The following is a 25006-nucleotide window of genomic DNA, read 5'->3' on the forward strand; positions in this document are numbered from 1 at the left end:
TCGATCACGCCGCGGCGATGATCCGGTACCACGGGTCGGACTGCAGCGCCGCCAGCACCGAGGCGGGCAGCATCGGCTCCAGCGACTCGCGCGCGGTGACCACCGCGGCGCGCGGGCTGGCCCCGCCGAGCAGTTGCTGGATCTGCCACGGCGTGCCCACCGGGATGGGCAGCGGCGGGCCGTAGCTGATCCGCGGCGGCTGGGTGTGGAAGGTCAGCCCGTCACCGGTGTCGACCGCCGGGTCGAGCACGTAGGCGTGGTCGCCGCTGGCGTAGCCGATCAGGCCGTTGGCGAACGCGGCCAGGTTGGTGATCATGTTGGTGGAGTTGCAGATGCCGTCGTTCTCGTTGCACACGTCGCGCACCGGGATGTCGCCGAAGTCGCGCCCGCCGAGCATCGTCACCCCGGGCAGGAACGTGGGCAGGTTCGTCTCGATGCCCCCGGCCACGCCGCCGCGGCCGCCGTCGCCGAAGGACCGGCGCGGGTTGCCGTAGAGCGTGCCCGACAGCAGGTGGTGCGGGATGACGGTGCTGTTCGCGTACTGCTCGAGCACCTCGCCCGCCACCACCGCGCCCTCGGAGTACCCGGCCAGCCGCAGGTGCGTCTGCGGGCACGCCGCGTGGTGCGCCCGCACCGCGGCGTCGAGCTTGGCCGCGCCCTCCGCCACCGACTCGTCCAGCGCCTTGTCGTCCACCACCGGGAACACGCCCGTGTAGTAGGGGACCTCGATGATCTGGTATCCCGGCGGCGGGTTCTGGTTGAACGCCGACGCCCGCCAGTTGGCCAGCGTCTCACCGTTGCCGTACCCGTCAGTCTCGAACACCGCGATGTCCGCGCACGCGACCGCCCCCGGCGTGGCGCTCGCCTGGGGAACCACGGCCACGGTCGCGGCGGCCGCGACCGCCGTGACCGCGACGAGCGGGGTCTTCCACTTCATGTGCACTCCAGCTTGTTCCGGTCGAGCCGTGTCAGCAAGACACGAGCACTTTCCCCGCACTCGACCGTGATCCGGGAGCGCGCGGCCGGGACATGCCATGACCTCGGCGAGGCGCCGACGTTTCTATGTACACCAACGTACATCAATGATAGCGTGCCGCCACCGCGGCGCTCAGCCCCACTGACGGCGTTCGACCAGCACGTCCCGCAGCACCGGGGGGTTGTCCGTCATCAGCCCGTCCACCCCCAGGTCCAGCAGTCGGTGCATCGTCGGCGCGTCGTCGATCGTCCACACGTGCACCTCCGCCCCCCGCCGCTTCGCCGCGGTGATCAGGCGGGCGTCGACCACCGTCAGGAACCCCTGCCGGACCGGCACCTGGGCCACCAGCGGCCGCGGGGACAGCCGCGACGGCAGGACGGGGAGGCGGCCGGAGGCCCACAGGCCCAGCATGGCGCGCACGCCCATCGACGTCAGGGCCCGCGGACCCGCCATGGCGCGCACGCGGGCCATGCGGGCCTCGGAGAACGACGCCAGGCACACCCGCCCCCAGGCGTCGGCCTCGGCCAGCACGTCCAGCACCGGCTCGATGGCGCGGTCGGCCTTGATGTCGATGTTCAACCGCGCCCCGGGGACGGCGGCGAGCAGCTCGGCCAGGGTCGGCAGCGGCTCGCGGCCCGCGATGTTGGCGCGCCGCACGAGGTCCCACGGCTGGGCGGCGATCGGGCCGGTGGCGTCGGTGGTGCGGTCCAGCAGCGGGTCGTGGTGGACCACGGCCACCCCGTCGCTGGTGGCGTGGACGTCGGTCTCGAGGTAGGTGTAGCCCTCGGCGACGGCGCGGCGGAACGCCGACAGGGAGTTCTCCATGCCCGCCAGGTCGTCGCGGTGCCAGCCGCGGTGCACGAACGCCCTGGGGTGCGGCCCGGCCAGGAAACCGTGGGTGCGGGGTTCTGTCAGCACGCCAACGAGTGTGCCCCAGCGGCGTGGCCCGGGAGTGGCGCGGCGGTGTCCGCTAGCGTCCGGGAACATGACCGAACCCCTGACCGCGCCCGCCCGCCGGGGCGCGCCCCGGCACTGCGGCTGGTGCGGGCTGGAGATCGGCGGCGACGCCCGCGGCGGGCGGCCCCGCCGCTACTGCGCCCAGTCCTGCCGCCAGCGCGCCTACGAGCGGCGGTCGGCCGTGCAGCGCGGCGGACTGCCCGAGGACGCCGTGGTGCTCTCCGCCGGGGAGTTGGCCGACCTGCAGGACCGGTTGTTCCAGCTCCGGTGCGCCGCCGAGGACATCGTCACCGCTATGGGTGACGGCGTGTCCCCCGATGAGCTGCGGAACCTTGCCGAGCGTGTCGGCTCGGCCGCGCAGGGCCTCGAACGTCTACGCTGAACGGCACCGGTCCACTACCCTACGTGCGCGAGTCTCGCGGACCGAGCCGCAGGGACAACGGGGTGAGGAGGCCGGGGTGACACACCCTCCGGGGGACCCGTCCGCGGTGCTGGCCACGACCGACGCCGCCTTCGCGCTGACCGACCTGGACGCGCAGGTGCGGTGGGCCAACCCCGCGATGGCCGACCTGCTGGGCATGACCACCGACCAGGTCCTCGGCCGCTCGCTGACCGCCCTGCTGCCCGGCGCCCCGAACAGCCCCCAGGGCGACGGCGCCGAGGACGTCGTGGTCTCCCTGCCCCGCCCCGACGGCGCCGGGCACCGCTGGCTCGAGGTCCACTGCACCAAGTCCCACGACGAGCTACTCCTCTACCGGGTCACCGACGTCACCCGGTGGCGGGCCCGCGAACTCGACAGCGCCGGGCTCGCCGGGCACCAGGACGAGCTGCTGCGCCTGGTCGACGAGGACCCGCTCACCGGCCTGCCCAACCGCCGCGCCCTGACCCGCGAGCTCGAGCGCCAGCTCGCCCTGGGCGCGCGCGGGGCCTTCCTGCTGCTCGACCTCGACCACTTCAAGGACATCAACGACCTGCACGGCCACCCCACCGGCGACCGGGTCATGTGCGCGCTGGCCTCGCTGCTGCGCGACCGCACCGGCCCGGGCCAGATCCTCGGGCGCCTGTCCGGCGACGAGTTCGCCGCCGTGCTCCCCGACGTCGACGAGCGCGCCGCGGTGGCCACCGCCGACCGGCTGCGCAACGCCATCGCCGCCATCCCCATGTCCGGGGTCGCCGGGGCGTCGCGGGTCACCGTCAGCATCGGCATCGCCATGTTCGGCTCCGGCGTCGGCTGGGACGAGGTCCTCGCCTTCGCCGACATGGCCCTCTACGCCTCCAAGGCCGCGGGCCGCAACCGGGCCACCGTCTACGAGCAGGGCCACTACCAGGACACCGCGCTGCGGGTCACCGTCGTCGAGCGGGTCCGGGCCGCGCTGCGCGACGGCGGGTTCACCCTGCACGCCATGCCCATGGTCAAGCTCGCCTCCGGCCGGGTCATCGGCCACGAGCTGCTGCTGCGCCTCGAGGACGGCCGCGAGCCCCGGCTGGGCCCCGGCGAGTTCCTGCTCGCCGCCGAGCGCTCCGACCTGGTCTTCGAGATCGACCGGTGGGTCGCCGACAAGGCGATCCAGGCCCTCGTCGAGCACCCGTGGCCGGGGCTGCGGTTCAACGTCAACGTCTCCGGCCGCACCCTCGAGGACGAGGACTTCGGCGACTTCGTCCTCGACCGGCTCACCGCCGCCGGGGTCGCCCCCGGCCGGTTGGGCTTCGAGATCACCGAGACCGCCGCGGTCACCAACCTCGACGCCGCCCGCTCCCTGGCCCAGCAGCTGCGCGCGTCGGGCTGCCGGATCACCCTCGACGACTTCGGGTCCGGGTTCGGCTCGTTCGTGCACCTCAAGCAGCTCCCCATCACCGGGCTCAAGATCGACGGCGAGTTCATCCGCGGCATCGACTACGGCTCCCGCGACACCGTGCTCGTGCAGGGCCTGGTCGACATCGCCCGCGGCCTGGGTCTGTCGGTGGTGGCCGAGTGGGTCGAGCGCGCCAGCCAGGTCGAGGCCCTGTCCCGGCTCGGCGTGCGCGTCGCCCAGGGCTTCCACCTCGGCAAGCCCGAACCGCTCGAGGACCTGCTCTCACGCCCGCACGGGGTGTGGATGCGCAAGCCGGTGCTCATGCAGGACATCCCCCCGCAGCCCCCGGCCACCCCCGCGCAGTAGGGTCGCCGCCTCGGAGGTGGTGCCCGGTGGGAGTCGCCCGCGCTGATCTGCGCGCGGACTGCGCGTCGTGCGTCGGCCTGTGCTGCGTCGTGCCCGCGTTCGCCCGCTCCGCGGACTTCGCCGCCGACAAACCGGCCGGGACCCCCTGCCCGAACCTGGGTGCGGACTCCCGCTGCGGCATCCACACCGAACTCCGCCGCAGCGGGTACGCCGGGTGCGTGGTCTACGACTGCTTCGGCGCGGGCCAGTGGATCACCCGCGAGGTCCTCGGCCCCGACGGCTCCCGCACCGACCCGCGCCTGGCCACCCTGTTCCCCGCCGTCCGCGACCTGCACGAACTGCTCGCCCACCTCGCCGAGGCCCAGACCTGGGACGCCGCGGCCGCCCTGCGCCCCGCCCTGGCCGACGCCGAGGCCGAGGTCCGCGCCGCTCGCGCCCGCGCCCCCGAGGTCGACCTCGACGCCCTGCGCGCCGAGGTCTCCGCCCTGCTCCTGGCGGCGGGGGAGAAGGTGCGCGGCCCCGAACGGGCGGCAGGCCGCCCCCGGCCCGGGGCCGACCTCCGCCACGCCAACCTGCGCGGCGCCATGCTCCTCGAGGCCCGCCTGCGCGGCGCCGACCTGCGCGCGGCCAACCTGCGCGGGGCCCTCCTCGTCGGCGCCGACCTGCGCTCGGCGGACCTGCGCGAAGCCGACGTCATCGGCGCCGACCTGCGCGCGGCCGACCTGCGCGGCGCGGACCTGCGCGGCGCCCTGTTCCTCACCGCCGCCCAACTCGAGTCCGCCCGCGGCGACACCACCACCCGCCTGCCCGCACCCCTGACCCACCCCGGCCACTGGGCGTGACGCCCGAGGAGGTCGTCGCCGACCTGCGCGCCGCCGGGTGCGTGTTCGCCGAGGACGAGGCCGGGTTGCTGCTGGAGACCGGTGCCGAAGGGCTCGCCGAGCGCGTGCGGCGGCGGGTGGCGGGGGAGCCGCTGGAACACCTGCTGGGGTGGGCCGCCTTCGACGGGGCGCGGGTCCCCGTCGACACCGGTGTGTTCGTGCCTCGGCGGCGAACCGAGTACCTGGTGGACCTGGCCGCGCCGCTGCTCGGCCCCGGGGACGTGGCCGTCGACCTGTGCTGCGGCTGCGGCGCCGTCGGGATCGCGCTGGCCGCCCGGGTGCCCGGCGCCGAGGTCCACGCCGCCGACCTCGACCCGGTCGCCACCGCCTGCGCGGCCCGGTCGCTGCCGCGCGTGCACACCGGCGACCTGTTCGCCGCCCTCCCACCCGACCTGCGCGGCCGCGTCGCGGTGATCGCCGTCAACGCCCCCTACGTGCCGACCGACGAGATCGCGATGATGCCCGCCGAGGCCCGCGACCACGAACCCCGCACCGCCCTCGACGGCGGCCACGACGGAGTCGGCTTCCACCGCCGCATCACCGCCGAGGCCCCGCACTGGCTCGCCCCCGGCGGCCACCTGCTCATCGAGACCAGCCGCCGCCAGGCCCCGCTCACCGCCGCCGCCCTCACCGAGGCGGGCCTGACCACCCAGGTCCACCACGATCCCGAACGCGACTCGACCATCGCCCACGGCACGGCACAATGACCAGGTGAGGGTCTTCCGCAGACGTCCGGCCCCCGGGTTCTGGGACCACTACGCCGGGATCGAGGCCGCCATGCGCGCCTCGGCGGGCGACCTGCCCCTCCGCTTCGCCGCCGGGTGGGCCGACCCGCCCATGGTCGCGCTGTGGAACGTCACCGAGGACGGCGCCGCCGACCTGGCCACCCTCCAGCACGGCGACCCCGCCGACCCCAGCGCCCCGACCCTGCTGATCGCCGTGACCCGTGGACCGGCCGAGGCGCTGGTCAGCCACCTCCGGCACTTCAACAACCCCACCGCGCCCACCACACCGGGCAGCACCCAGACCGGCACCGTCGAGGTCCGCCTCGACGGACGCGCCCACACCTTCGGCCTCTGGCGGTCCGAGAACCGCTGGCTCGCCGCCACCGACCTCGACGACGGGCACGCCCTCGCCCTCGACGGCCGCGCCCTGCCCCCGCACGGCCACCACCTGCACCTCGTCGACGACCTCGAGCCGCACCTGGCCGCCCGCCGCCGCTGGATCGACAAGCACCACGGCGCCCGCTGATCACGCCCCGCCGAACACCCGGGCGGCCACCTTCGCCGCCGACGAGCGGGCCGGGTCCGGGGCGGCGGCGTTGTAGACGTGCCGGGTCGTGTCCGTGCTGGCGTGACCGACGTCGACGGCGATGTCGGTGAAGTCCGCGCCCTCGGCCACCGCCGTGGTCACGTAGTAGTGGCGCAGGGCGTGCGGGTGCAGGGTCGCCGCCAGGCCCGTGCCGTCCGGGTCGACCGCGGCGGCGATGCGGCGCAACAGCTCCCACACCGCCTGCCGCGTGCACCGCCGCCCGTTGCGGTTGACCAGCAGCGGCGTCGTCCCCGCCGCCACCCGGCCCCGCACCGCGGGCACCACACCGCCGGCGCGGTCCGCCGCGGCCAAGTACTCGTCCAGCACCACGGCCACCGGCTCGGCCAGGTACACGATGCGGTCCTTGCCGCCCTTGCCCGCCACCCGCAACGCCCGGTGCCCCCGGTTGCGGTGCAGGTCGGCCCGGTCCAGGCCGCACAACTCGCTGACCCGCACCCCCGCGGTGAACAGCGCCACCACCGCCCGCGCCCGCAACCGGTCAGACTCCCGCTGCCGGGGCAACCGGCCCGCGAAGTGGAACAACGCCGCCACCTCCGCGTCGGCGAGCACCACCGTCCGCGACACCCCCACCGACGTCAGCCCCAACCGCTTGCGGTTCAACGCCGCCGGGTTCACCTCCACCACGTCCTCGACCACCAAGTGGTCGTAGAACGCCCGCACCGCCCCCAACATCTTGTCGCACGTCGAGCCCGCCGCTCCCGCCTCGACCAGATCCCCCACCCACACCTTCACATGCGACGCCCGCGCCGCCACCGGATCAAGGCCCCGCGACGCGCACCACCGGAACCAGTGCAGGTGGCGCAACCGCCCCGGCGCCCCCGGCGGCGGGGTCGCCCCGGACCGCGCCACCACCCCCGGCTTGCGCATCACCCCCGTGTACCGGCGCACCGCCCGCGCCCACACCTGTTCACCCGAGGCGCCCGCCCACCGCTCGATGTCGGCCACCGACACCGGCAGCCCCAACGCCTGACCCGCGTAGGTGTGCCGGGTCGCGGTGTTGCCGTACCCGGCCAACCAGTCCGCGACCGCCGTCAACAACCCGGCGGGGTCGGCCACCCCGGGCCACACCCCGGCCGTGTCCACATCCGAACCCGGTACGACCAGTTCCCCCTGCTCCACGCACCGCACCCTAGCGGTGAGGCGCGGCCTGACCGGCTGCCATTGGGCCCCGAACAGTCCTTGCCAACAGAAGCACACTTCTGTTGGCAAGGACTGTCGGCAGGACCGATTTGATCGGTTAGTTAGATAAGACTATAGTCTATGGCAAGTTACAGTTAACTATGAGAGTGGCGAGTGTGGGCGAGTCAGAGCAGATCAGCGTGGTGATCGACGAAGCGGCAGGCTGTCTGTGCTGTGGGCAGGAACTCCCGGAGCGCACCGGGGCCCGGGGCGGACCCCGGCTGCGGTACTGCCCCGAGGGCACCGGCCGCTGGGACGACGGGGAGTTCTCCTGCAAGCGACACGGGGCGGCGGTCGTGCTGTATCGGGTCGCACGCGGTGGCGAGCAGGGAGAAGACCCGTTGGCCGTGCTGGAGCGGGAGCTGGGGCGGGTCGAGGACGTTCTCGCCCCGGTGGCCGACGCGCTGCGGCAGACCACCGCGGCCGTCGAGCAGCAGCGTGCGGTCGTGCGGGAGGAAGGGCGCCGGGTGGGGGAGGCCGAGGCGCGGGCCGAGCAGGAGCGGCAGCGGGCCGACGCGGCGGATGAGGCGCGGGTGCGCGCGGAGGCGGCGGCCGAGCAGGCCGGGCAGCAGGCGCGCGCGGCCGAGAAGCTCCGGGACGACGCCCGTGAGCAGGCCCGGCAGCAGCACGAACGGGCGGAGCACGCCGCCAAGCAGGCCGACACCGCCGAGCGCGCCCGGCAGGACGCCGTCCGCGCCGCCGAGGACGCCGCCCGCACCCGCGACGCCGTCGCCGAGCAGGTGGGGCGGTTGCGGGAGCGGCAGGAGGCGGACCAGGAGGCGCTGAGCCAGGCGCGTGCGGAGCTGGACCAGGTCCGCGGCGAGCGCGACCGCGCGAAGCAGGACCGCGACCAGGCCCGTGAGCGGGCCGAACGCGACGCGCTGCGCGTCGAGCAGGAACGGGCCGAACGCGACCGGGTCGCCCTGCGGGCGCTGACCGCCGAGGAGACCGTCACCCGTCTCGGCGCCGATCTCGTCCAGGCGCGCGAGCACGTCACCGTCCTGACGACCCAGGTTGGCGGGCTCGTCAGCGAACGCGACAGCCTCACCGCCGAGCGCGGCGAACGGGTGCGCGCCGAGGGTGAGCTGGCGGTCGCGCGCGCCGCGCTGACGCGACGCGAGGCCGACCATGCCGCGCTCGAAGCGCGGTGGGAGGCGGTGGCGCAGATCGCGGCAGGGGTGCCCGAGGCGGCCGCGGCCGACGAGACAGTGCGTCGGGTGCTCAGCGGTCTCGCCGGTCGAGGCGGTGTGTAACAGCCCCGCGAGGGGTGACGATGTTCAAGGTGTAGCGGCCCGCTCGGGAACCCCCGACCTCGAGCGGGCCGCTCGCGCGTCTACAGGCGGATGTCGCCGCTGACGTCGCCCGCGATCTGGATAGCGGTGCCGTGCACCGTGCCGGAGATGGTCTGGTTGACGAAGCGCACGCTCGACGCGTCCGCCTTGGTCGCGGCGACCGCCTCCCGCAACCGGACGGCGAACTCCTCGTCATCGGCCGCCGCCGCCTCCAGCGACAGCGCCACCCGGTTCTGGGTCAGTTGACCGACCTCGCCCCGCGCGGCCTCCAGCTCCAACCGCTGCACGGCCGAATCGCCACCCAGCTTGCCCATCACCAGCTCGCCGACCCGGTCCACCGCCGCGTCGATGGCGGCGTCGGCCACCCCGTCCGCGCGTGTCGCCGCCCGGCGGGCCTTGGCGACCACCCAGGCAATGACGATCCCGACAACGACCTCCACGAGACACCCCTTCCGGCAGACTGACGCTGCCTCAAGCACACCACACCCGGCGCCGGTGATCATCGGAATCCGCCCGACTGGCGCCACCGCCACCCACCGGCAGGACATGATCATCCACCGGACCCCGCACCCGACCGGCCGGTGGTGCGGCGGGTCGGATTCACCACCCCGCGGGGCGAGGCGCGGGCGACAGGAAGTCTTGGGGCCCGCCCCGCTCGCGCAAGCAATCCTGCGATGGACGACGGCGGTCGCAGCACCCCGAGCTGGGGCAATGTCTTCTACCAGGGCACGAACATCCCGTTGTGGGGCGGCGACGGCCTGGAGACCAGCGTCAGTTCCATGATGAACCGCGCACAGGTTCAACGATCACTGCGGCACGTGAGGGCCCGACACGCGATCGAAAACGCACCTTGACAGCATGTGTCCGGAATTCCGGATATTCACTCAGGTGAACAGCGTCCGGTACAGCAGGAACAGGTTCAGCCCCGAGATCATGACCGCCAGCACCATGCCCACGGCGGTGGTCAGCGGCTTGTTCACCAGTTCCCCCATCACGTCGCGGCGACGGCCCAAAAACACCAGCGGCAGCAGCGCGAACGGGATGCCGAACGACAACACCACCTGCGACAGCACCAACGCCCGCGTCGGGTCCACCCCGAGCGCCAGCACCCCCAGCGCGGGGACCATGGTGGCCAACCGGCGCAGCGACAACGGGATGCGGCGGCGCAGGAACCCCTCCATGACCACCTGGCCCGCGTAGGTGCCGACACTCGACGCGGCCAGGCCCGAGGCCAGCAGCGCCACCGCGAACGCCACCGCCGCCCCGCCGCCCAGGGTCACGCCCAGCCCGGCGTGCATGTCCTCGAGCGATTCCGCGGGCAGGTCGGTGCCGTGCAGCGCCCCGGCGGCGACCAGCAGCATCGACACGTTCACCAGCCCGGCGAGGCTGAGCGCGATGCCCAGGTCGACGGTGTTGGCGCGCAGCGTGCGGCGCAGCTCGGCGGCGTCGCCGCGGTGTTGGTGCTGGGTCAGCGCGGAGTGCAGGTAGATCGCGTGCGGCATGACCGTGGCCCCGAGCATGCCGGTGGCCAGCAGGACGCTGTCCACTCCGGCGAACCCGGGGACCAGGCCCGCGCCCGCCTCGGTCAGCGGCCCCAGTTTCAGCGTTTGGTACAGGAACCCGGCCAGCACGATGGCCAGCAGCGTCACGATGACGGTCTCGAACGTGCGCCTGCCGCTGGGCGCCAGCGCCAGGATCGCGAACGACACCACGGCGGTGATCAGCGCCGCCGGGAACAGCGGGATGCCGAACAGCAGGTTCAGCGCCACCGCCGCGCCGACGAACTCGGCCAGGTCGGTCGCCATCGTCACCAGCTCGGCCTGCACCCACAACCCGCCAACCACCGGGCGCGGGTAGCGCTCGCGGCACAGCTCCGGCAGGTTGCGCCCGGTGGCCACGCCCAGCTTCGCCGACAGGTACTGGATGAACATGGCCGCGACCGACGCCGAGACGATCACCCACAGCAGCAGGTACCCGTACCCGGCGCCGCCGGACATGTTGGTCGCGAAGTTCCCCGGGTCGACGTAGGCGACCGCGACGACGAACGCGGGCCCCATCAGTCCCGCGATCGTCCGCAACCTCGTCCGCAGTGTCCTGCCGGACCGCACCGCCGACTCGACCACCCCGAACCTCCTCACCTGCTGGGGCCACGCCCACGCCGATGATTCACGGCCGTGGCCGGCGCGCACAACGCCCCTGGGCCGAGACCGCCCCGGGCTGCCCCCGCAGGACAACTACCCGCGCGCCACCACGCACACCGCTCACAAAACCGGGTCAGGCGACAAGCAGGCGCACGCCGAGCTCGGCCGCGTCGAGGTCGACCAAGCCGCGGTTGCTCTCGGCCCACCGGCCGCATGCGAGATCCTCGCGGAGGCCGCGCACCGCCCGCTGCTCGGCGGCGGGCCCGACCCTGGCCCAGATCGACATCCCGCGGCGGGTGTCCTCGTCCAGGTACGCCTCGGGCCTGCGCCAGTAGGCCTCGTAGAAGCCGTCCGCGCAGTCCCACGGGATGGGCACCGGGTCCACCCGGGCCCCGATCGAGCGGGCCAGCTCGTCCAGCGACGGCCGGTCGACGACAAGACCAGCGCGCTCGGGCAGGTAGTCACGATCCAGCCAGAACAGATCGAGGGCGCTGAAGTCCTTCGTGAGCACCACCACGCGGCGAGCGACACGCCGCATCTCGCGCAGACCCGCGATCGGGTCCTGCCAGTGGTCGATGGTGGCGAGAGCCATCGCGGCGTCGAAGGACTGGTCCTCGAACGGCAGGTTCTCCGCGAAGGCGGCCACGCACGGCGCCGCGCCCGCGGGGCGCTGCGCCCGCATGACCGCCGACGGTTCGACCGCGGTGACCGCACGGTCGGGGGGCTCGTAGGAGCCACTGCCCGCACCGACGTTGAGCACGGTCCGCGCGCCGGCGAGCGCGGCCCAGAGCTGGGTCGCGATGCGCGGCTCGGTGCGCCGCGTGACGGTGTAGGCGGCTCCGATGGTGTCGTAGAACTGCGCGTGGGACATCAGGCCGCCTCCATCTCCGGGTGGTGGGTCGCCCGCCCGCAGATCGTTGTCGGGGTCCACCGTGACCTCCATACTGCCCGCGCTCGGCCAGGGACATCGCCGACACCGCCGAGACGGTGACCGGATCCCCGGCGCTCACCGGGTGCGGAGTCCTAGAGTCGGGTGGTGACCGACGGCACACCGTTCCGCACCGCCCTGCTCGGGCTCCTCGCCGCCGCGGTGGTCGCCGTGGTGGCGTTGCTGGGGTTCGCCCCGCCACAACCGCGGGGGGCCGAGGCGGAGGGGTTCTCGGCCGAGCGGGCGTTCGTCCACGTCGAGCGGGTCGCGCAGCGGCCGCACCCGATCGGGACCGACGACAACGCCCGGGTGCGGCAGTACATCGCCGACACCGCCACCCGGTTCGGCGCGGTGGTCGACACCGAGACCGACGACGTGCTGCTGGCCCGTTCCGGGGTGCAGCGGCTGGCCACCGTGCACAACGTCGTCGCCAAGGTCGCGGGCACCGACCCGCGGCCACCGCGGGCGATCACGCTGGTGTCCCACCACGACTCGGTGCCGACCGGGCCCGGGGCCGCCGACGACGGGGCCGCCGTCGCCGCGATGCTGGAGACGCTGCGCACCACCGCGGCGAACCCGCCCCGCAACGACGTGGTGTTCCTGTTCACCGACGGCGAGGAACTCGGCCTGCTCGGCGCGCGCGCCTACACCGAGCGCCACAGCGTGGCGGGCCCGGTGCTGAACTTCGAGGCGCGGGGGAGCGGCGGCCCGGTGTGGATGTTCCAGACCGGGGCGGACAACGCCGACCACATCGAGGCGTTCGCGGGCGCGTCCAGCCGTCCGATCGCCAACTCCCTGGCCGCCGCCGTCTACACCCTGCTGCCCAACAGCACCGACTTCACCGTGTTCACCGAGGCGGGCGCGCGGGGGCTCAACTCCGCGTTCATCAACGAGGTCCACGACTACCACTCGCCCAACGACACCCCCGAGACCCTCGACCGGGGCAGCCTGCAGCACCACGGTGAGACGATGGTCGGCCTGGTCGACGACCTCGGCGACGACGACCTCGGCGACGACGACCTCGGCGACGACGACCTCGGCGGCGGCCCCGGCGGGCGGGCGGTCTACTTCGACCTGTTCGCCCGGGTCCTGGTGCACTACCCGGACGCGCTGGTCGTCCCGCTGGCGCTGGTCACGGTCGGGCTGCTGGTGTGGTTGCTGGTCCGCGCCCGCCCGGCCCGGCTGGTGACGACCACCCTGGCGGCCCTGGGGACCGTCGCGGGCGCGGCGGCGCTGGGGGCGGCCGTGTGGTTCGCGGTGGCGCTCGTGCGGCCCGGGCTGGAGTTCCTGCCGCTGAGCGAGCCCTACAACCGGGGCTGGTTCCTCGGCGGGTTCACCGCGCTGGCGCTGGCGGTGCTGGTCCTCGGCGTGCGGGTGCTGCGCCGCCGCTCGCTGACCGACCTGCTCTCGGCGACGACGACGCTGACGGCCGTGCTGCTGCTGGCGGTGGTGTTCACGCTGCCCGGCGGGTCGTTCCTGTTCCAGTGGCCGCTGCTGGCCGCCCTGCCCGCCCTGTGGTGGGTGGGCCGCGAGCGCGAGTCGGACACCGTCGGCGTCGCGTTGGCGATCCCGCCGGTCCTGGTCGCCGCCGCGCTGTTCCCGACCGTCTCGCTGAGCCTCTACACGGCGCTGGGCACCGCGCTGGCCGCCGCGGCGATGGCCGCGACCCTGCTCGGCGCGCTGCACCTCATCCCGCTGCTGGGCCAGTTCCCCGCCCCCGGCCGCGCCGCGGGCGCCCTGGCCGCCGTCGCCGTGCTGCTCATCGCCACCGGGACCGCGCTGACCGGCTTCACCCCCACCCAGCCCCGTCCCGACTCGCTGATCTACCTGCGCGAACCCGCGGGCGCGACCTGGCTGTCCCCCGATCCGGCCACCGACCCGTGGACGGTCAAGGCGCTGGGCGACAACCCGGAGCGGGTCGACCTGTCCGACACCTACCCGCTGCTCGGCGACCCCGTGCTGCGCGCCCCGGCCCCCGCCCACGACCTGCCCGCCCCCGCCGCCCAGGTGCTCACCGACGCCACGACCGACCGCCGTGAGGTGTCCGTTCGGGTCAGCCCCGCCCCGCAGTCCTGGCGCACGCAGCTCACCGTCACCTCTGCGGTGACCGAGTGCGCCGTCGACGGGACGAAGGTGGACGCCACCGTCCCGCTGGAGCTCTACGGCAAGCGCGACGGCGCCACCCTGACCTGCTCGGCGCCGACCGGCGCCACCCTCGACCTGCACCTGGCCGACCAGTGGATCGGCCTGCCCGACGGTCCGGCCGCCACGGCGGGCCCCCGCCCGCCCGACTCGATCCTGGTGCCCTCGGGCACTCGCCCCCACGACTGCGCGCTGGTCACCGCGACCGCCCGGTTCTGATCAGAGCTCGGCCAGCACGCGCAGTGCCCAGTCCGCGAACTCGTCGACGTCGGCGGCGACGGCGTGCGGGTCGACGAAGGTGTCCGGGAACCCGGCCGCCCCCAGTGACCTGATGGTCCCGGCGAGGGCGCCGACCGTGGCCGAGGGCAGCGCGTTGACCCGCACGACCGCGGCGATGTCGGTGCTGTTGCCCGCCTCCTGGGCGGCCGCGGCGATGGTGTCGCGGGCGCGTCGCAACGGCGCGGGGTCGGCGGGCTCGTCGGCGGCGACGACGGCGGGCAGCCAGCCCGCGCCACGGCGGCCGATGCGGCGCAGCGCGGCGTCGGCCCGCCCGCCCAGGTGCACCCGCTCGGTGCGCGTGGGTTTGAGGCCGACGTGGGAGGGGGCGATCGACCAGGCCGGACCGTCGTGTTCGACCACGTCGTCGGACCACCAGCGCTCCAGCGCGTCCAGCGCCGAGTCCACCCGGGCCCCGCGCCCGTCCCACGGCACCCCGGCCGCGGCGTACTCCTCCGGCGACCAGCCCGTCCCGAAGCCCGGCACCACCCGACCGCCCGAGACCACGTCCAGCGACGCGAGCGCGCGGCCCAGCAGCGCGGGGTTGTACCAGGGCAGGTTGAGCACGTTCGTGCCCAACCGGACCCGGGTGGTGGCCGTGGCGGCGACGGTCAGCACCACCAGCGGGTCGACCGTCGTGCGGAACATCGCCGGGATCGTGTCCCGCCCGGCGTAGCCCACCGAGGGCTCCACCGGCACCAGCAGCCGGTCGCCGACCCACAGGCTGTCCGCGCCCGCCGCCTCGACCCGCGCGCTGAAACCGGACACGACCTCGCCGAGGCGCCCCCGACCGGCCTCGACGACCCGACCGAACTGCGGCACCGAGAACCCGACACCCATGAGGTCATCTTCCGCCCGCTCGGCCCGGTTCCGCCACCCAAACCCGCCGCACTACCCTGCCCACCGTGCAGGAGCAGGACAAGTGGGCGCGTCGCCGGGAACGGCGGCGAGCCGAGGCCGACACCGCCCCGCGGCCACCGCGCCCGGTCATCACCGCGGCCGTGCTGGCGCTGGCCGCCGCCCTGGCCTGGTTCGCCCTGGCCAGCGTCTTCCTCATCCTCTACCTGGCCGCGCACGCGCTGACCACCCGGCCGTGGCGCGGGCCCCGGATCGCCGCCACCGCGATCACCCTGCTGATGTGGGGGTTCGCCGTCGCGCTGCTGCCCGACATCGCCGACGCCACCGTGCGCGGGCTCGTTGTCATCGGCATCGCGCTCTCGGCCGCCGCGCAGGTGCTGCTCTACCTGCCTGCCAGCAACCGCTTCTACCGCCGCTGACCCCACCAGCGCCGCCGCGACCGCTCCACGGCGGTCACCGGCCCCGGCGCGGGCTCCGGCCCGGGGCGCGCCGCGCGCCACCCGTCGACCACGGCGTCCTCGTCGACGAACCGCACCAGCACCGGGCCCGACCCGGTGCGCATCCACTGGTCGATGCGGGCGTTCAGGTCGGACACCACCTCGCGCACGGCGGCCTCGGTCCGCAGCCCGCCGATCCGCTCGGGCAGCAGTTCCACCTCGCGGCGCAACCGCAACTGCGGCGGCAGCATCTCCTGCGTCGACACCCCCTCGCGGCGCAGGTACCCGGTCAGCCAGTCCCCGCCGCGCGGCAGGGGCTTGCCCGCCCCCGGCAGGTCGTCGAGATCGCCCCGGTCACGGGCCTCGCGGATCCGCGACTCCACCCAGGACTCGAAGTCGACACCCGACGGCTTGCGCTCGGTCATCCGGAACCTCCCCGCGAACACCTCGTCCCAGGCTACCCACGACCACAGTCGGCGCCCGGTCGCGCGGGCTCACCCGGGCTCCATCCCGCGAGTGGGACGATCGGGCCATGAGCAGCACCGCACCGGCGCCCCGCCCCCGCCTGGCCTGGCTCTACACCATCGGCGGCGGACTGGGCCTGCTCGCCGCCATCGCGCTGACGCTGGAGAAGATCGCCAAGCTGCGCGACCCGGACTACATCCCCATCTGCTCGGTGGACGCGGTCGTGTCCTGCGGCTCGGTGATGGACAGCGCCCAGGCCGCGGCGTTCGGGTTCCCCAACCCGCTGCTGGGCATCGCCGCGTTCGCCGTGGTCGTCACCACCGGCGTGGCCATGCTCGCCGGGTTCGCCCCGCCCCGCTGGTACCAGGTGGGCCTGTGGGTGGGCACGCTGTTCGGGGTCGTGTTCGTGCACTGGCTGATGGTGGCCAGCCTCTACGACATCCGGGCGCTGTGCCCGTACTGCATGGTGGTGTGGGCGGTGATGATCCCGCTGTTCCTCTATTCCTCCCTGGACACCTGGCCGAGGCTGGCGCCGGTGCGCAAGGTGCACCGCGAGGTCCTCGCGCTCTGGTACGTGGTGGTCGTGCTGTCGGTGGCCATCGCCTTCTGGGACTACTTCACCGGCTGAGCGGCGCCCGTCCTCCGCGGACACCCTGCTGAGAGCACCAGTTCAAGGTGAAGGTGACCAGCGTCGCGCCGTGCAGTCGATGTCGAGGTCGGGCCAGTGGTCTTCGGTGGCGTCCTCCGGGGCCCACTCCCTCGGGTGGTCGGCCCACCACGGGGCCGTGGCCGGGTGCTTGAGGAGGATCTTCTGGGCGACCTGGCGGGCCTCGCCTGTTCGCCGTGTCCCTGCTGCACAACGCGGTGCACCTGGGCTTCGGCGTGGTCGGCCTGAGCATCGCGCGGACCGTGGCGGGAGCGCGCGGGTACCTGCTGGGCGGCGGTGCCGTGGCGATCGTCCTGGGCGCGTACGGCTCGTTGGTCGACTACGGCAGCGTGGCCAACCTGTTGCCCGCGAACACCGCTGGCAACTGGCTGCACTTCGTCCTGGGCGCGGTGATGGTCGTGTCCGGTCTGGTCGTGCCCGGCAGGGCCCACGTCGTGACCCGGGCGGGCACCCCGCCTGCCCGCCGTGGCCCGCCGGTAGCGTGTCGCGGGGAAGGTGGTGGTCGCGGTGGGCGAACGGGCTCGGATTGACGTGGTCGGGATCGGGGCGGGCGACCCGGGGGACGTGACCGTGAACGCGGTGGCCGCCCTGCGCGGCGCCGACGTGTTCTTCTTCCTGGACAAGCCCGGCGAGGCGCGGGAGCTGTCGGACCTGCGGGAGGCCGTGCTGGCCGCGCACGTGCCCGACGGGGGCTACCGGGTGGTGCGCGCCGAGGACCCGCCGCGGGACCGGGCGGCGGCCGGGTACGCCGACGCGGTCGTGGACTGGCGCACCCGGCGCGCGGACGTGTGCGAGCGGATGATCGCCGAGAACCTGGGGCCGGGCGAGGTCGGCGCGTTCCTGGTGTGGGGCGATCCGGCGCTCTACGACAGCATCATCGCCGTCGTGGAGGACGTCGCGGGGCGGGGCACGGTGGGGTTCGACACGCGCGTGCTGCCCGGGATCAGCAGCATCTCGGCGCTGGCCGCCCGGCACGGGGTGACGTTCAACCAGGTCGCGGGGGCCGTGCAGATCACCACCGGCCGCAGGCTCGCCGCCGGGTGGCCCGACGGGGTCGACGACGTGGTCGTGATGCTGGACGCGGGCAACGCCTACCTGCGCTACGTCGACGAGCCGGGGCTCACCATCCACTGGGGCGCCTACGTGGGCACCGCGGACGAGATCCTCGTCTCCGGGCCGCTGGGCGCGGTCGCCGAGCACATCCGCGAGACCAGGGACAAGGCCAGGGCGGCGAAGGGCTGGATCATGGACAGCTACCTGCTGCGCCGGACCTGAGACCCGCGCGGCCTGCCGGTGCGATCATGGTCCGGTGAAGGTTCTTGTCGTGGGCGCCAGCGGTCTCATCGGTCAGCACATCGTCAGCCGGTTGCGGGAGCGGGGGCACACCGTCGTCGCCGCGGCGCGCACGAGGCGTGCGGGAGTCGACCACGTCGTCGACGCGGGCACGGCCACCGTGGGGACGTGGCGGCCGGTCGTCGAGGGTTGCGACGGGGTCGTGTTCGCCGCGGGCGCCGACGACCGCGACGTCCCGAAGCGGCCGGTCTACCCGTCGCTGCACGCGGGCAACGTGAACTCGGTGGTCACCCTGTTGACGGCGGCGCGGGAGGCGGGGGCGAGCACGGCGGTCGTGCTCGGCTCGTACTTCACGCACTTCCACCGCGCGCACCCCGAGTGGGACCTGGTCGAGACCCACCCCTACATCCGCTCCCGCGTCGAGCAGGCCGCCCAGGGGCGCGCGGCGGCGGGCCCGGACCTGCCGGTGTCGGTGATCGAGGTCCCCTTCGTCTTCGGCCGCGCGGGCGAGCGGTTCCCGAACTGGGCCGATGGCCTGGTGAGGTGGGTCAGCGGCAGGTCGCCCCTGTTTGCCCCGCCCGGCGGCACCGCTACCACCACCGCCGCGGCCGTCGCGGAGTTGACCGTGGAGGCCCTGCTGGCGCGGTCCGGCGCGGACATCCCCGCCGTCGAGGAGAACCTGACCTGGGCCCAGCTCATCGGCAGGCTGGCGAGCGCCGCCGGGCGCCCCAGGCCGGTGCGGTCGTTGCCGCCCGCGGTGTTCCGGCTGGCTTTCACCCTCGCGGGCCTGGCTTACCGGCTCGCGGGCAGGGAACCCGGCCTCGACGCGGGCCAGGTCGGCTCGCTGCTGCTCAACACCCTCCACCTCGACGGCGCCACGGGCCGGTCGGTCGACCCCGCCATGCTCGAGACCGTCCAGGCGGTGCGCGACAAGGGGTGACCTCGCGCCCGCCCGGGCGTCAGGTGGCCGGGGCCGCCATCGCCTCGGCCGTGGTGGCGTGGATGGGGAAGACGGTGTCCAGCGCGGTGATCGAGAACAGTCGCCGGATGCCGTCCTGGTCGGGGTCGATGCTCAGGTGCACGAGGACCGGCCGCGGGCGTTCGGCGGCCTCGCGGCGCAGGCGCATGAGGTGGTGCAGGCCGGTGGAGTCGAGGAAGCTCACGGCGGTGAGGTCGACGACCACGCTGGGCGGCGGGTCGCGGTGCTCGTCGAGCAGGCGCAGGGCCTGGTCGACCGAGCGGGCCAGCGGGTGGCTCAGGGCGATGTCGACCTCGCCGGTGAGGGTCAGGACCACGCAGGGGGGAGTCCAGGTGACCGAGGGAACGGTGCGGGTGCGGGCCATGGGTGTGGTTACCCGCCCGTCGACCTGCGCAAACACCGTCAGCGGTGGTGTCGGTAGACGACCAGGGCGGTGTCGTCGGGCGGGTCGGAGGGGGGCATGAGGTCGAGCAGCCGGTCGGCGATGGTGTCCGCCGAGAGCGTGGCCAGGGTGGTCAGGACCAGCGCGGCGCGGTCGATGCCCCGGTCGATGATCTGGTCGCGGCGTTCGACGAGGCCGTCGGTGTAGAGCAGCAGGGCGCCCCCGGGGTCGATGCGCTCGCGCCGCTCGGTGCGCCGCAGGCCGCGCAGGGTGGCCAGGGGCGGCTCACCGGTGCCGGGCAGCAGGCGGGCGCGGTGGCCGTCGGTGAGCACCGGCGGCGGGTGCCCGGCCGAGGCGTAGACGACCTCGCCGGTGCCGGTGTCGACGACGGCGCAGACGATCGTGGTCATGTGCGCCTCGGGCATGAGCAGGGCGAACCCGTCCAGCGCGGTCAGGGTGTGCGCGGGCCCCCGGTCCTCGAGCGCCAGGGCGCGGGTGGCGCTGCGCAACTGGCCCATCACCGACGCCGCGCGCAGTCCCTTGCCGGTGACGTCGCCGACGACCAGGGCGCAGCGGCCCCCGGGCAGGACGACCACGTCGTGGAAGTCGCCGCAGACCAGCAGCGGATCGGCGCCGGGGGACAGGTCGGTGGCGGGCCGGTAGCGGGCGGCGATCCCGGCGGGCAGCGAGGTGGTCGGCCCGAGGATCGCGTGCTGCAGGGTGGCGGCGATCTCGTTGAGCTCGCGTTCGCGGGTGGTGCGCATCGCCTGGTGCAGCACGTCGCCGGTGATGTCGGTGAAGACGACGGCCAGCACCGGGCCGTGCTCGCCGCGCGGGGGCACGGTGAACGCGGTGAGCTCCTGGATGCGCCCCTGCGAGGTCAGCGACTTGGTGAACCGGGCCCGGTTGCCGTCGAGCCAGACCTCGTCGTAGGTGGCGCACCAGCCGTCGGCCTCGTCGGCGGGCACGATCTCGCGCAGCGTGCGCCCTACCGCGTCGCTGACCCCCGAGTGGGTGGTGAACGCCGGGTTCGTCCACAGGTAGCGGTAGTCGGGCTCCCGGCCGGGGTCGGCGCTGGTGCGCTCGATGAGGCAGACGCCCTCGTCCATGCCGAGCAGCACCTGCTCGTAGGTGGATTCCCACGCCTCGACCGCGTCCTGCGACCACACCACGGCTCTGCCCTTTCGCCCAGGAACGGGCCCTGGTCCGGTCGGGGCGCGCTGACCGGACCAGGGCCCGTTTCGGGTCCCGCGCCAGAGGGGGGATCTGCGCGGGCGTTCCCGTCGCGCAGTGGGGTACCTCCGGTCCGGACGGGTCAAACGGTCGGCTGTGGACGGCGGGTGTCGTGACCGGGTCGACGCGGTGGCGGTCAGTCGCGCGAGATCAGGGAGCGCAGGAAGAACGTCAGGTTGGCCGGGCGCTCGGCGAGGCGGCGCATGAAGTAGCCGTACCACTGCCCGCCGTAGGGCAGGTACACCCGCAGCGTGTGCCGGTCCTCGACCAGGCGCCGCTGTTCGGCGTCGCGGATGCCGTAGAGCATCTGGAACTCCAGGTCGCGCGTCGAGCGGCCCGCGGGGAGGGCGAGGCGGGTGGCGGCGGCGATCATGGCGGGGTCGTGCGTGGCGACCATGGGGTGGCCGTCGCCGTCCATCAGGACGCGCAGGCAGCGGAGGTAGGCCTCGTCCACCGCCGCCTTGTCCTGGTGGGCGACCGACGCGGGTTCGCGGTAGGCGCCCTTGCACAGGCGGATGCGCGATCCCGGGCCGGACAGGTCGCGGCAGTCGGCCTCGGTCCGCTTGAGGTGGGCCTGCAGGGCGGCGCCGAGGGTGGGGAAGTCCGCGCGCAGTTCGCGCACGACCGACAGGGTGGAGTCGGTGGTGGTGTGGTCCTCGGCGTCGATGGTGACCAGGGCGCCCGCGGCCTGGGCCGCGGCGCAGATCGCGTGCGCGTTCTCCTGGGCGGTCTTGTGGCCGTCGCGGGGCAGAGACTGGCCCAGGGCGGACAGCTTCAACGACACCTCCAGCCCGTCGAGGGGGCCGACCGAGCGTGGCAGCGCGGCGAGGAGGGTGAGGTACTCGGCGGTGTTGGCCTCGGCCTGGGCGAGGTCGGTGGTGTCCTCGCCCAGGTGGTCGATGGTGACCGCGCGGCCGGAGGACAGGACCTCGGCCGCGGTGGCCACCGCCTCGGCGGTGGTGGTCCCGGCGACGAACCGCTCGACCAGCGACCTCGTCGCCGGGGTCCGGGTGACGGCGCGGCGCACCCGGGGCGAGCGGGCGGCGGCGAGCAGGGCGGGGCGCAGCGGGTTGGCCATCAGTTGCCCTCCGCCCGCTGGTGCGGGTAGCGGTGGTCGGTGGGCGGCACGAACGTCTCCTTGACCGTGCGCGGCGACGTCCAGCGCAGCAGGTTCTGCGCCGAGCCCGCCTTGTCGTTGGTGCCGGAGGCGCGGGCGCCGCCGAAGGGCTGCTGGCCGACGACGGCGCCGGTGGGCTTGTCGTTGACGTAGAAGTTGCCCGCGGCGAACCGCAGGCGCTCGCCCGCGTGGGCGACGGCGTGGCGGTCGTCGGCGATGACCGAGCCGGTCAGCGCGTAGGCCGAGCCGCGGTCGACCTGCTCGAGCACCGCGTCGAACGACCCGGGGGCGGAGTCGTCGTAGACGTGCACGGCGAGGATCGGGCCGAAGTACTCGGTGTGGAAGACCTCGTCGGCTGGGTCGTCGCCGAGCACGATGGTCGGGTCGACGAACCAGCCCTCGCTGTCGTCGGCGTGCCCGCCCGCGGCGATGGTCAGGCCCGGGGTCGACTTGGCGCGGGCGATCGCGGCGGCGTTGCGGTCGAAGGCGCGCTGGTCGATGACGGCGCCGCCGAAGTGCGACAGGTCGGTGACGTCGCCGTAGCTCAGCGCGGCGGCCTCGGCGGTGAGGTCCTCGCCCATGGTCTTCCACACCGAGGCGGGGATGAACGCCCGGGAGGCCGCGGAGCACTTCTGCCCCTGGTAGTCGAACGCGCCGCGCAGCAGGGCGGTGGTGAGCACGGCGGGGTCGGCGGAGCTGTGGGCGAGCACGAAGTCCTTGCCGCCGGTCTCCCCGACGAGCCTGGGGTAGGTGTCATAGCGGTCGATGTGGGCCCCGACCCGCTGCCAGAGGTGCTGGAAGGTGGCGGTCGAGCCGGTGAAGTGGATGCCCGCCAGGCGCCGGTCGGCCAGCGCGACGTCGGACACGACCGGGCCGGGCCCGTGCACCAGGTTGATCACCCCGGGCGGCAGCCCGGCGGCCTCGAGCAGCTTCATCGTCCAGTACGCGGCGACGGCCTGGGTGGGGGAGGGCTTCCACAGCACGGTGTTGCCCATCAGCGCCGGGGCGGTGGGCAGGTTGCCCGCGATGGCGGTGAAGTTGAACGGGGTGATGGCGTAGACGAACCCCTCCAGCGGCCGGTGGTCGACCCGGTTCCACACCCCGGGGGAGGAGATGGGCTGCTCGGCGAGGATCCGGCGGGCGAAGTGGACGTTGAACCGCCAGAAGTCGATCAGCTCGCAGGCCGCGTCGATCTCGGCCTGGTAGGCGGTCTTGGACTGCCCGAGCATGGTCGCGGCGGTGAGCGTCTCCCGCCACGGCCCGGCCAGCAGGTCCGCGGCGCGCAGGAACACCGCGGCGCGCTCGTCGAAGGGCAGCGCCCGCCAGCCGGGGGCGGCCGCGGACGCGGCGGCGATGGCGTCGCGCGCGTCCTGGGCGGTCGCGTCGGTGCGGGTGCCCAGCACGGCCGCGTGCCGGTGGGGTTGGACGACGTCGGTCACCGGGCCCGTGCCGCGCCGGTGCTCGCCGCCGATCACGTGGCGGACCTCGGTCGGGGTGGCGGCCAGGTCGGCGAGCGCGGTCCGCAGCCGCGCGCGTTCGGGGCTGCCCGGGGCGAACGAGCCGACGGGCTCGTTGACCGGCTGGGGGGTGGTGGTGATGGCCTCCATGGAACCTCCAGGTCGCCGCTCGGTGTGCCCTCCAGTGAACCCGCCCCGGGCCTGGGGTGATTCGGACAGGTGGACAAAGGTCCGCGCTGTTGTTTGTATGGTTGGCCAAAGACCTGGAGGTGGGCGTGGCCGGTGTGACGGTGGGGGAGTTGGTCCGGGCGCTGGACTCGACCGTGCTCGAGGCGCTGGGCGGGGTGGAGGTCACGGTGGCCTCGGTCGCGTTGGTGGAGGCCGCCGACCTGGTGGGGGACGGGTCGGGGGCGGACCTGCACCTGCATGTGGGGGTCAGCGCGGAGCAGACCGCGCGGTGGCTGGCAGGCGCCGGGCACCGGCCGCGGGCGGTGATGACCAAGGTCGCGGCCGAGCCCGTGCGGGCCGCCGCCCGGGACGCCGGTGTCGCGCTGGTGGCCGTGCACCCGCAAGCGCGCTGGGACCACCTGCTGCCGATGGTCCAGGGCGTGCTCGACCGCTCGCGCCGCCGCGCCTGCGACCCCGAGTTGGCGGGCACCGACTTGTTCGACCTGGCCCAGGCGGTGGCGCGGGACGCGGGCGGGATGGTCTCGATCGAGGACGCCCAGTCCCGGGTGCTGGCCTACTCGGCCTCCGACGACAGCGCCGACGAGCTGCGGACGCTGTCCATCCTGGGCAGGCAGGGCCCGCCGGACTACCTGCGTGCGCTGCGCGACTGGGGTGTGTTCGACCGGCTTCGCTCAGGCGACGAGGTCGTGGACGTCCCGGCCCACGACCGGCTCGGCACCCGGCGCAGGCTGGTCGTCAGCATCCGGCAGCCGCCGACCTACCTGGGCTCGATCTGGGTGCAGCAGGGCGACAAGCCGTTCACCGCCGAGGCCGAGGAGGTGCTGCGCGGCGCGGCCGCGATCGCCGCCCGCACGATCCTGCGCGACCTGGAGGCCCCCTCGACCGAAGCGGTGCTGATCCAGCGGCTCTTCGGCGCCCGGGGCGGCGGGGTCGACGCCCCCTCGCTGGCAGGCGCGCTGAACCTGCCGCACACCGGCCGCGCCGCGGTGGTCGGCTTCGCCGCCGAGACCCCCGGCGTGGCCCCGGTGCGCAACACGCTGCGCCTGCTGGCCAGCGCGTTCCGCCGCGACTCCCTGGTCACCGTCATCGGCGACCGCGCCTACCTGCTGCTGCCCGGCTACACCACCGCCGAGGCCGTCACCGCCTGGACCCGCCACCTCGTCGACGAGTTCGAGTCCACCCGCGCCACCCGCCTGCGCGCCGCCATCGCCCTGCCCGTCCCCGACCTGGCCCACGTCGCCACTGCCCGCACCGAGGTCGACCGCGTCCTCGACGCCACCCCCGCGCACACCCGCGTCACCACCCTCGCCGAGTCCCGCACCGCCGTCCTGCTCGGCGAGATCCTCGACCTGCTGGCCACCCGCCCCGACCTGCACGACCCCCGCCTGACCACCCTGGCCGCCTACGACCGCGACCACGCCACCGACCTCGTCCACAGCACCCACACCCACCTGACCCACCACGGCGACACCCGCGCCGCGGCCACCGACCTCACCGTCCACCCCAACACCCTGCGCTACCGCTTGCGCCGCGCCGAGCAGATCACCGGCCTGACCCTCGCCGACCCCGGGGACCGGCTGCTGCTCGAACTCCAACTGGCCCTGCTCGGACGAGCGCGGGGCTGAGCGGCACCAGCCCGGGGGCCGCACCGCACCTGCCCGTGTCG

The 25006-nt window shown here is 74.3% G+C and carries 25 protein-coding genes; 13 read left to right on the forward strand and 12 right to left on the reverse strand.

The window, feature by feature from the left end; all coding sequences use genetic code 11:
- Positions 1-4: 4 nt before the first annotated feature.
- Both GCL84_RS20910 and GCL84_RS20915 read right to left on the reverse strand, forming a co-directional pair.
- Complete coding sequence (locus GCL84_RS20910) at positions 5-937, reverse strand: cutinase family protein (protein WP_156757207.1); 933 nt, start codon at positions 935-937, stop codon at positions 5-7.
- Between the two features lie 171 nt (positions 938-1108).
- Positions 1109-1891: a glycerophosphodiester phosphodiesterase gene (locus GCL84_RS20915; RefSeq protein ID WP_235926546.1), complete on the reverse strand. Its 783-nt coding sequence runs from the start codon at positions 1889-1891 to the stop codon at positions 1109-1111.
- Positions 1892-1961: 70 nt separating this feature from the next.
- Here GCL84_RS20915 and GCL84_RS20920 point away from each other — a divergent pair, with 70 nt between their 5' ends.
- From GCL84_RS20920 to GCL84_RS20940, 5 genes are all read left to right on the forward strand, one after another.
- Positions 1962-2315, forward strand: a complete 354-nt coding sequence (locus tag GCL84_RS20920; RefSeq protein WP_156757209.1) for a hypothetical protein — start codon at positions 1962-1964, stop codon at positions 2313-2315.
- 76 nt (positions 2316-2391) lie between these two features.
- The gene (locus GCL84_RS20925; protein ID WP_235926526.1) at positions 2392-4092 is read left to right on the forward strand and encodes a putative bifunctional diguanylate cyclase/phosphodiesterase; all 1701 of its coding nucleotides are present in this window, start codon (positions 2392-2394) and stop codon (positions 4090-4092) included.
- A gap of 26 nt (positions 4093-4118) precedes the next feature.
- Positions 4119-4934, forward strand: coding sequence for a pentapeptide repeat-containing protein (locus GCL84_RS20930; protein WP_197523403.1), 816 nt, complete (start codon positions 4119-4121; stop codon positions 4932-4934).
- A complete protein-coding gene (locus GCL84_RS20935) occupies positions 4925-5680 on the forward strand; it encodes a putative protein N(5)-glutamine methyltransferase (RefSeq protein ID WP_156757331.1) in 756 nt (251 codons plus the stop codon). The genes GCL84_RS20930 and GCL84_RS20935 overlap by 10 nt, the downstream gene beginning before the upstream one ends.
- A gap of 4 nt (positions 5681-5684) precedes the next feature.
- On the forward strand, positions 5685-6224 hold the full coding sequence (locus GCL84_RS20940; RefSeq protein WP_156757212.1) for a hypothetical protein: 540 nt from the start codon (positions 5685-5687) through the stop codon (positions 6222-6224).
- Here GCL84_RS20940 and GCL84_RS20945 read toward each other — a convergent pair whose 3' ends face one another.
- Complete coding sequence (locus tag GCL84_RS20945) at positions 6225-7424, reverse strand: tyrosine-type recombinase/integrase (RefSeq protein WP_156757213.1); 1200 nt, start codon at positions 7422-7424, stop codon at positions 6225-6227.
- Between the two features lie 176 nt (positions 7425-7600).
- On the opposite strand from GCL84_RS20945, the gene GCL84_RS20950 reads away from it, so the two are divergent.
- Complete coding sequence (locus tag GCL84_RS20950; protein ID WP_156757214.1) at positions 7601-8737, forward strand: coiled-coil domain-containing protein; 1137 nt, start codon at positions 7601-7603, stop codon at positions 8735-8737.
- Between the two features lie 80 nt (positions 8738-8817).
- Here the strand turns inward: GCL84_RS20950 and GCL84_RS20955 are convergent, their stop codons facing one another.
- From GCL84_RS20955 to GCL84_RS20965, 3 genes are all read right to left on the reverse strand, one after another.
- On the reverse strand, positions 8818-9216 hold the full coding sequence (locus tag GCL84_RS20955; protein ID WP_156757215.1) for a chromosome partitioning protein: 399 nt from the start codon (positions 9214-9216) through the stop codon (positions 8818-8820).
- Positions 9217-9660: 444 nt separating this feature from the next.
- A complete protein-coding gene (locus GCL84_RS20960; RefSeq protein WP_156757216.1) occupies positions 9661-10899 on the reverse strand; it encodes an Nramp family divalent metal transporter in 1239 nt (412 codons plus the stop codon).
- Between the two features lie 151 nt (positions 10900-11050).
- The gene (locus GCL84_RS20965) at positions 11051-11788 is read right to left on the reverse strand and encodes a class I SAM-dependent methyltransferase (RefSeq protein WP_197523404.1); all 738 of its coding nucleotides are present in this window, start codon (positions 11786-11788) and stop codon (positions 11051-11053) included.
- 165 nt (positions 11789-11953) lie between these two features.
- Here GCL84_RS20965 and GCL84_RS30695 point away from each other — a divergent pair, with 165 nt between their 5' ends.
- Positions 11954-14206 carry a M20/M25/M40 family metallo-hydrolase gene (locus tag GCL84_RS30695; protein WP_197523405.1) on the forward strand — a complete coding sequence of 751 codons (2253 nt, stop codon included), beginning with the start codon at positions 11954-11956 and terminating at the stop codon, positions 14204-14206.
- Here the strand turns inward: GCL84_RS30695 and GCL84_RS20975 are convergent, their stop codons facing one another.
- Positions 14207-15103, reverse strand: a complete 897-nt coding sequence (locus GCL84_RS20975; RefSeq protein WP_156757219.1) for a TIGR03619 family F420-dependent LLM class oxidoreductase — start codon at positions 15101-15103, stop codon at positions 14207-14209.
- A 65-nt stretch (positions 15104-15168) separates the two neighbouring features.
- On the opposite strand from GCL84_RS20975, the gene GCL84_RS20980 reads away from it, so the two are divergent.
- Positions 15169-15540, forward strand: a complete 372-nt coding sequence (locus tag GCL84_RS20980) for a hypothetical protein (protein ID WP_156757220.1) — start codon at positions 15169-15171, stop codon at positions 15538-15540.
- Here GCL84_RS20980 and GCL84_RS20985 read toward each other — a convergent pair.
- Positions 15528-15983 carry a DnaJ family domain-containing protein gene (locus tag GCL84_RS20985; RefSeq protein WP_156757221.1) on the reverse strand — a complete coding sequence of 152 codons (456 nt, stop codon included), beginning with the start codon at positions 15981-15983 and terminating at the stop codon, positions 15528-15530. The two genes, GCL84_RS20980 and GCL84_RS20985, sit on opposite strands and share 13 nt — an antisense overlap.
- Before the next feature lie 107 nt (positions 15984-16090).
- Between GCL84_RS20985 and GCL84_RS20990 the strand changes: the two genes are divergently transcribed.
- The 4 genes from GCL84_RS20990 (at position 16091) to GCL84_RS21005 (ending at position 18923) form a co-directional block, all read left to right on the forward strand.
- Complete coding sequence (locus GCL84_RS20990) at positions 16091-16651, forward strand: vitamin K epoxide reductase family protein (protein WP_156757222.1); 561 nt, start codon at positions 16091-16093, stop codon at positions 16649-16651.
- 215 nt (positions 16652-16866) lie between these two features.
- A complete protein-coding gene (locus GCL84_RS20995; RefSeq protein WP_235926527.1) occupies positions 16867-17220 on the forward strand; it encodes a DUF4383 domain-containing protein in 354 nt (117 codons plus the stop codon).
- Entirely contained in the window at positions 17198-17965 is a 768-nt protein-coding gene (gene cobF / locus GCL84_RS21000) for a precorrin-6A synthase (deacetylating) (protein WP_235926528.1), read from the forward strand. The genes GCL84_RS20995 and cobF overlap by 23 nt, the downstream gene beginning before the upstream one ends.
- A 34-nt stretch (positions 17966-17999) precedes the next feature.
- Positions 18000-18923, forward strand: coding sequence for an NAD-dependent epimerase/dehydratase family protein (locus GCL84_RS21005; RefSeq protein ID WP_156757224.1), 924 nt, complete (start codon positions 18000-18002; stop codon positions 18921-18923).
- A 19-nt stretch (positions 18924-18942) separates the two neighbouring features.
- Here the strand turns inward: GCL84_RS21005 and GCL84_RS21010 are convergent, their stop codons facing one another.
- The 4 genes from GCL84_RS21010 to pruA form a co-directional block, all read right to left on the reverse strand.
- Positions 18943-19326, reverse strand: a complete 384-nt coding sequence (locus GCL84_RS21010) for an STAS domain-containing protein (RefSeq protein WP_156757225.1) — start codon at positions 19324-19326, stop codon at positions 18943-18945.
- Positions 19327-19364: 38 nt separating this feature from the next.
- The gene (locus GCL84_RS21015; protein WP_156757226.1) at positions 19365-20516 is read right to left on the reverse strand and encodes a PP2C family protein-serine/threonine phosphatase; all 1152 of its coding nucleotides are present in this window, start codon (positions 20514-20516) and stop codon (positions 19365-19367) included.
- A 197-nt stretch (positions 20517-20713) separates the two neighbouring features.
- Positions 20714-21655: a proline dehydrogenase family protein gene (locus GCL84_RS21020; RefSeq protein ID WP_156757227.1), complete on the reverse strand. Its 942-nt coding sequence runs from the start codon at positions 21653-21655 to the stop codon at positions 20714-20716.
- Positions 21655-23301 carry an L-glutamate gamma-semialdehyde dehydrogenase gene (pruA, locus tag GCL84_RS21025; RefSeq protein WP_156757228.1) on the reverse strand — a complete coding sequence of 549 codons (1647 nt, stop codon included), beginning with the start codon at positions 23299-23301 and terminating at the stop codon, positions 21655-21657. Before pruA ends, GCL84_RS21020 begins: the two co-directional genes overlap by 1 nt.
- A gap of 101 nt (positions 23302-23402) precedes the next feature.
- Between pruA and GCL84_RS21030 the strand changes: the two genes are divergently transcribed.
- A complete protein-coding gene (locus GCL84_RS21030; RefSeq protein WP_156757229.1) occupies positions 23403-24965 on the forward strand; it encodes a PucR family transcriptional regulator in 1563 nt (520 codons plus the stop codon).
- Positions 24966-25006: the final 41 nt, after the last annotated feature.

The organism is Actinokineospora pegani (assembly GCF_009745975.1).
GTDB classification, from domain to species: Bacteria; Actinomycetota; Actinomycetes; order Mycobacteriales; family Pseudonocardiaceae; genus Actinokineospora; species Actinokineospora pegani.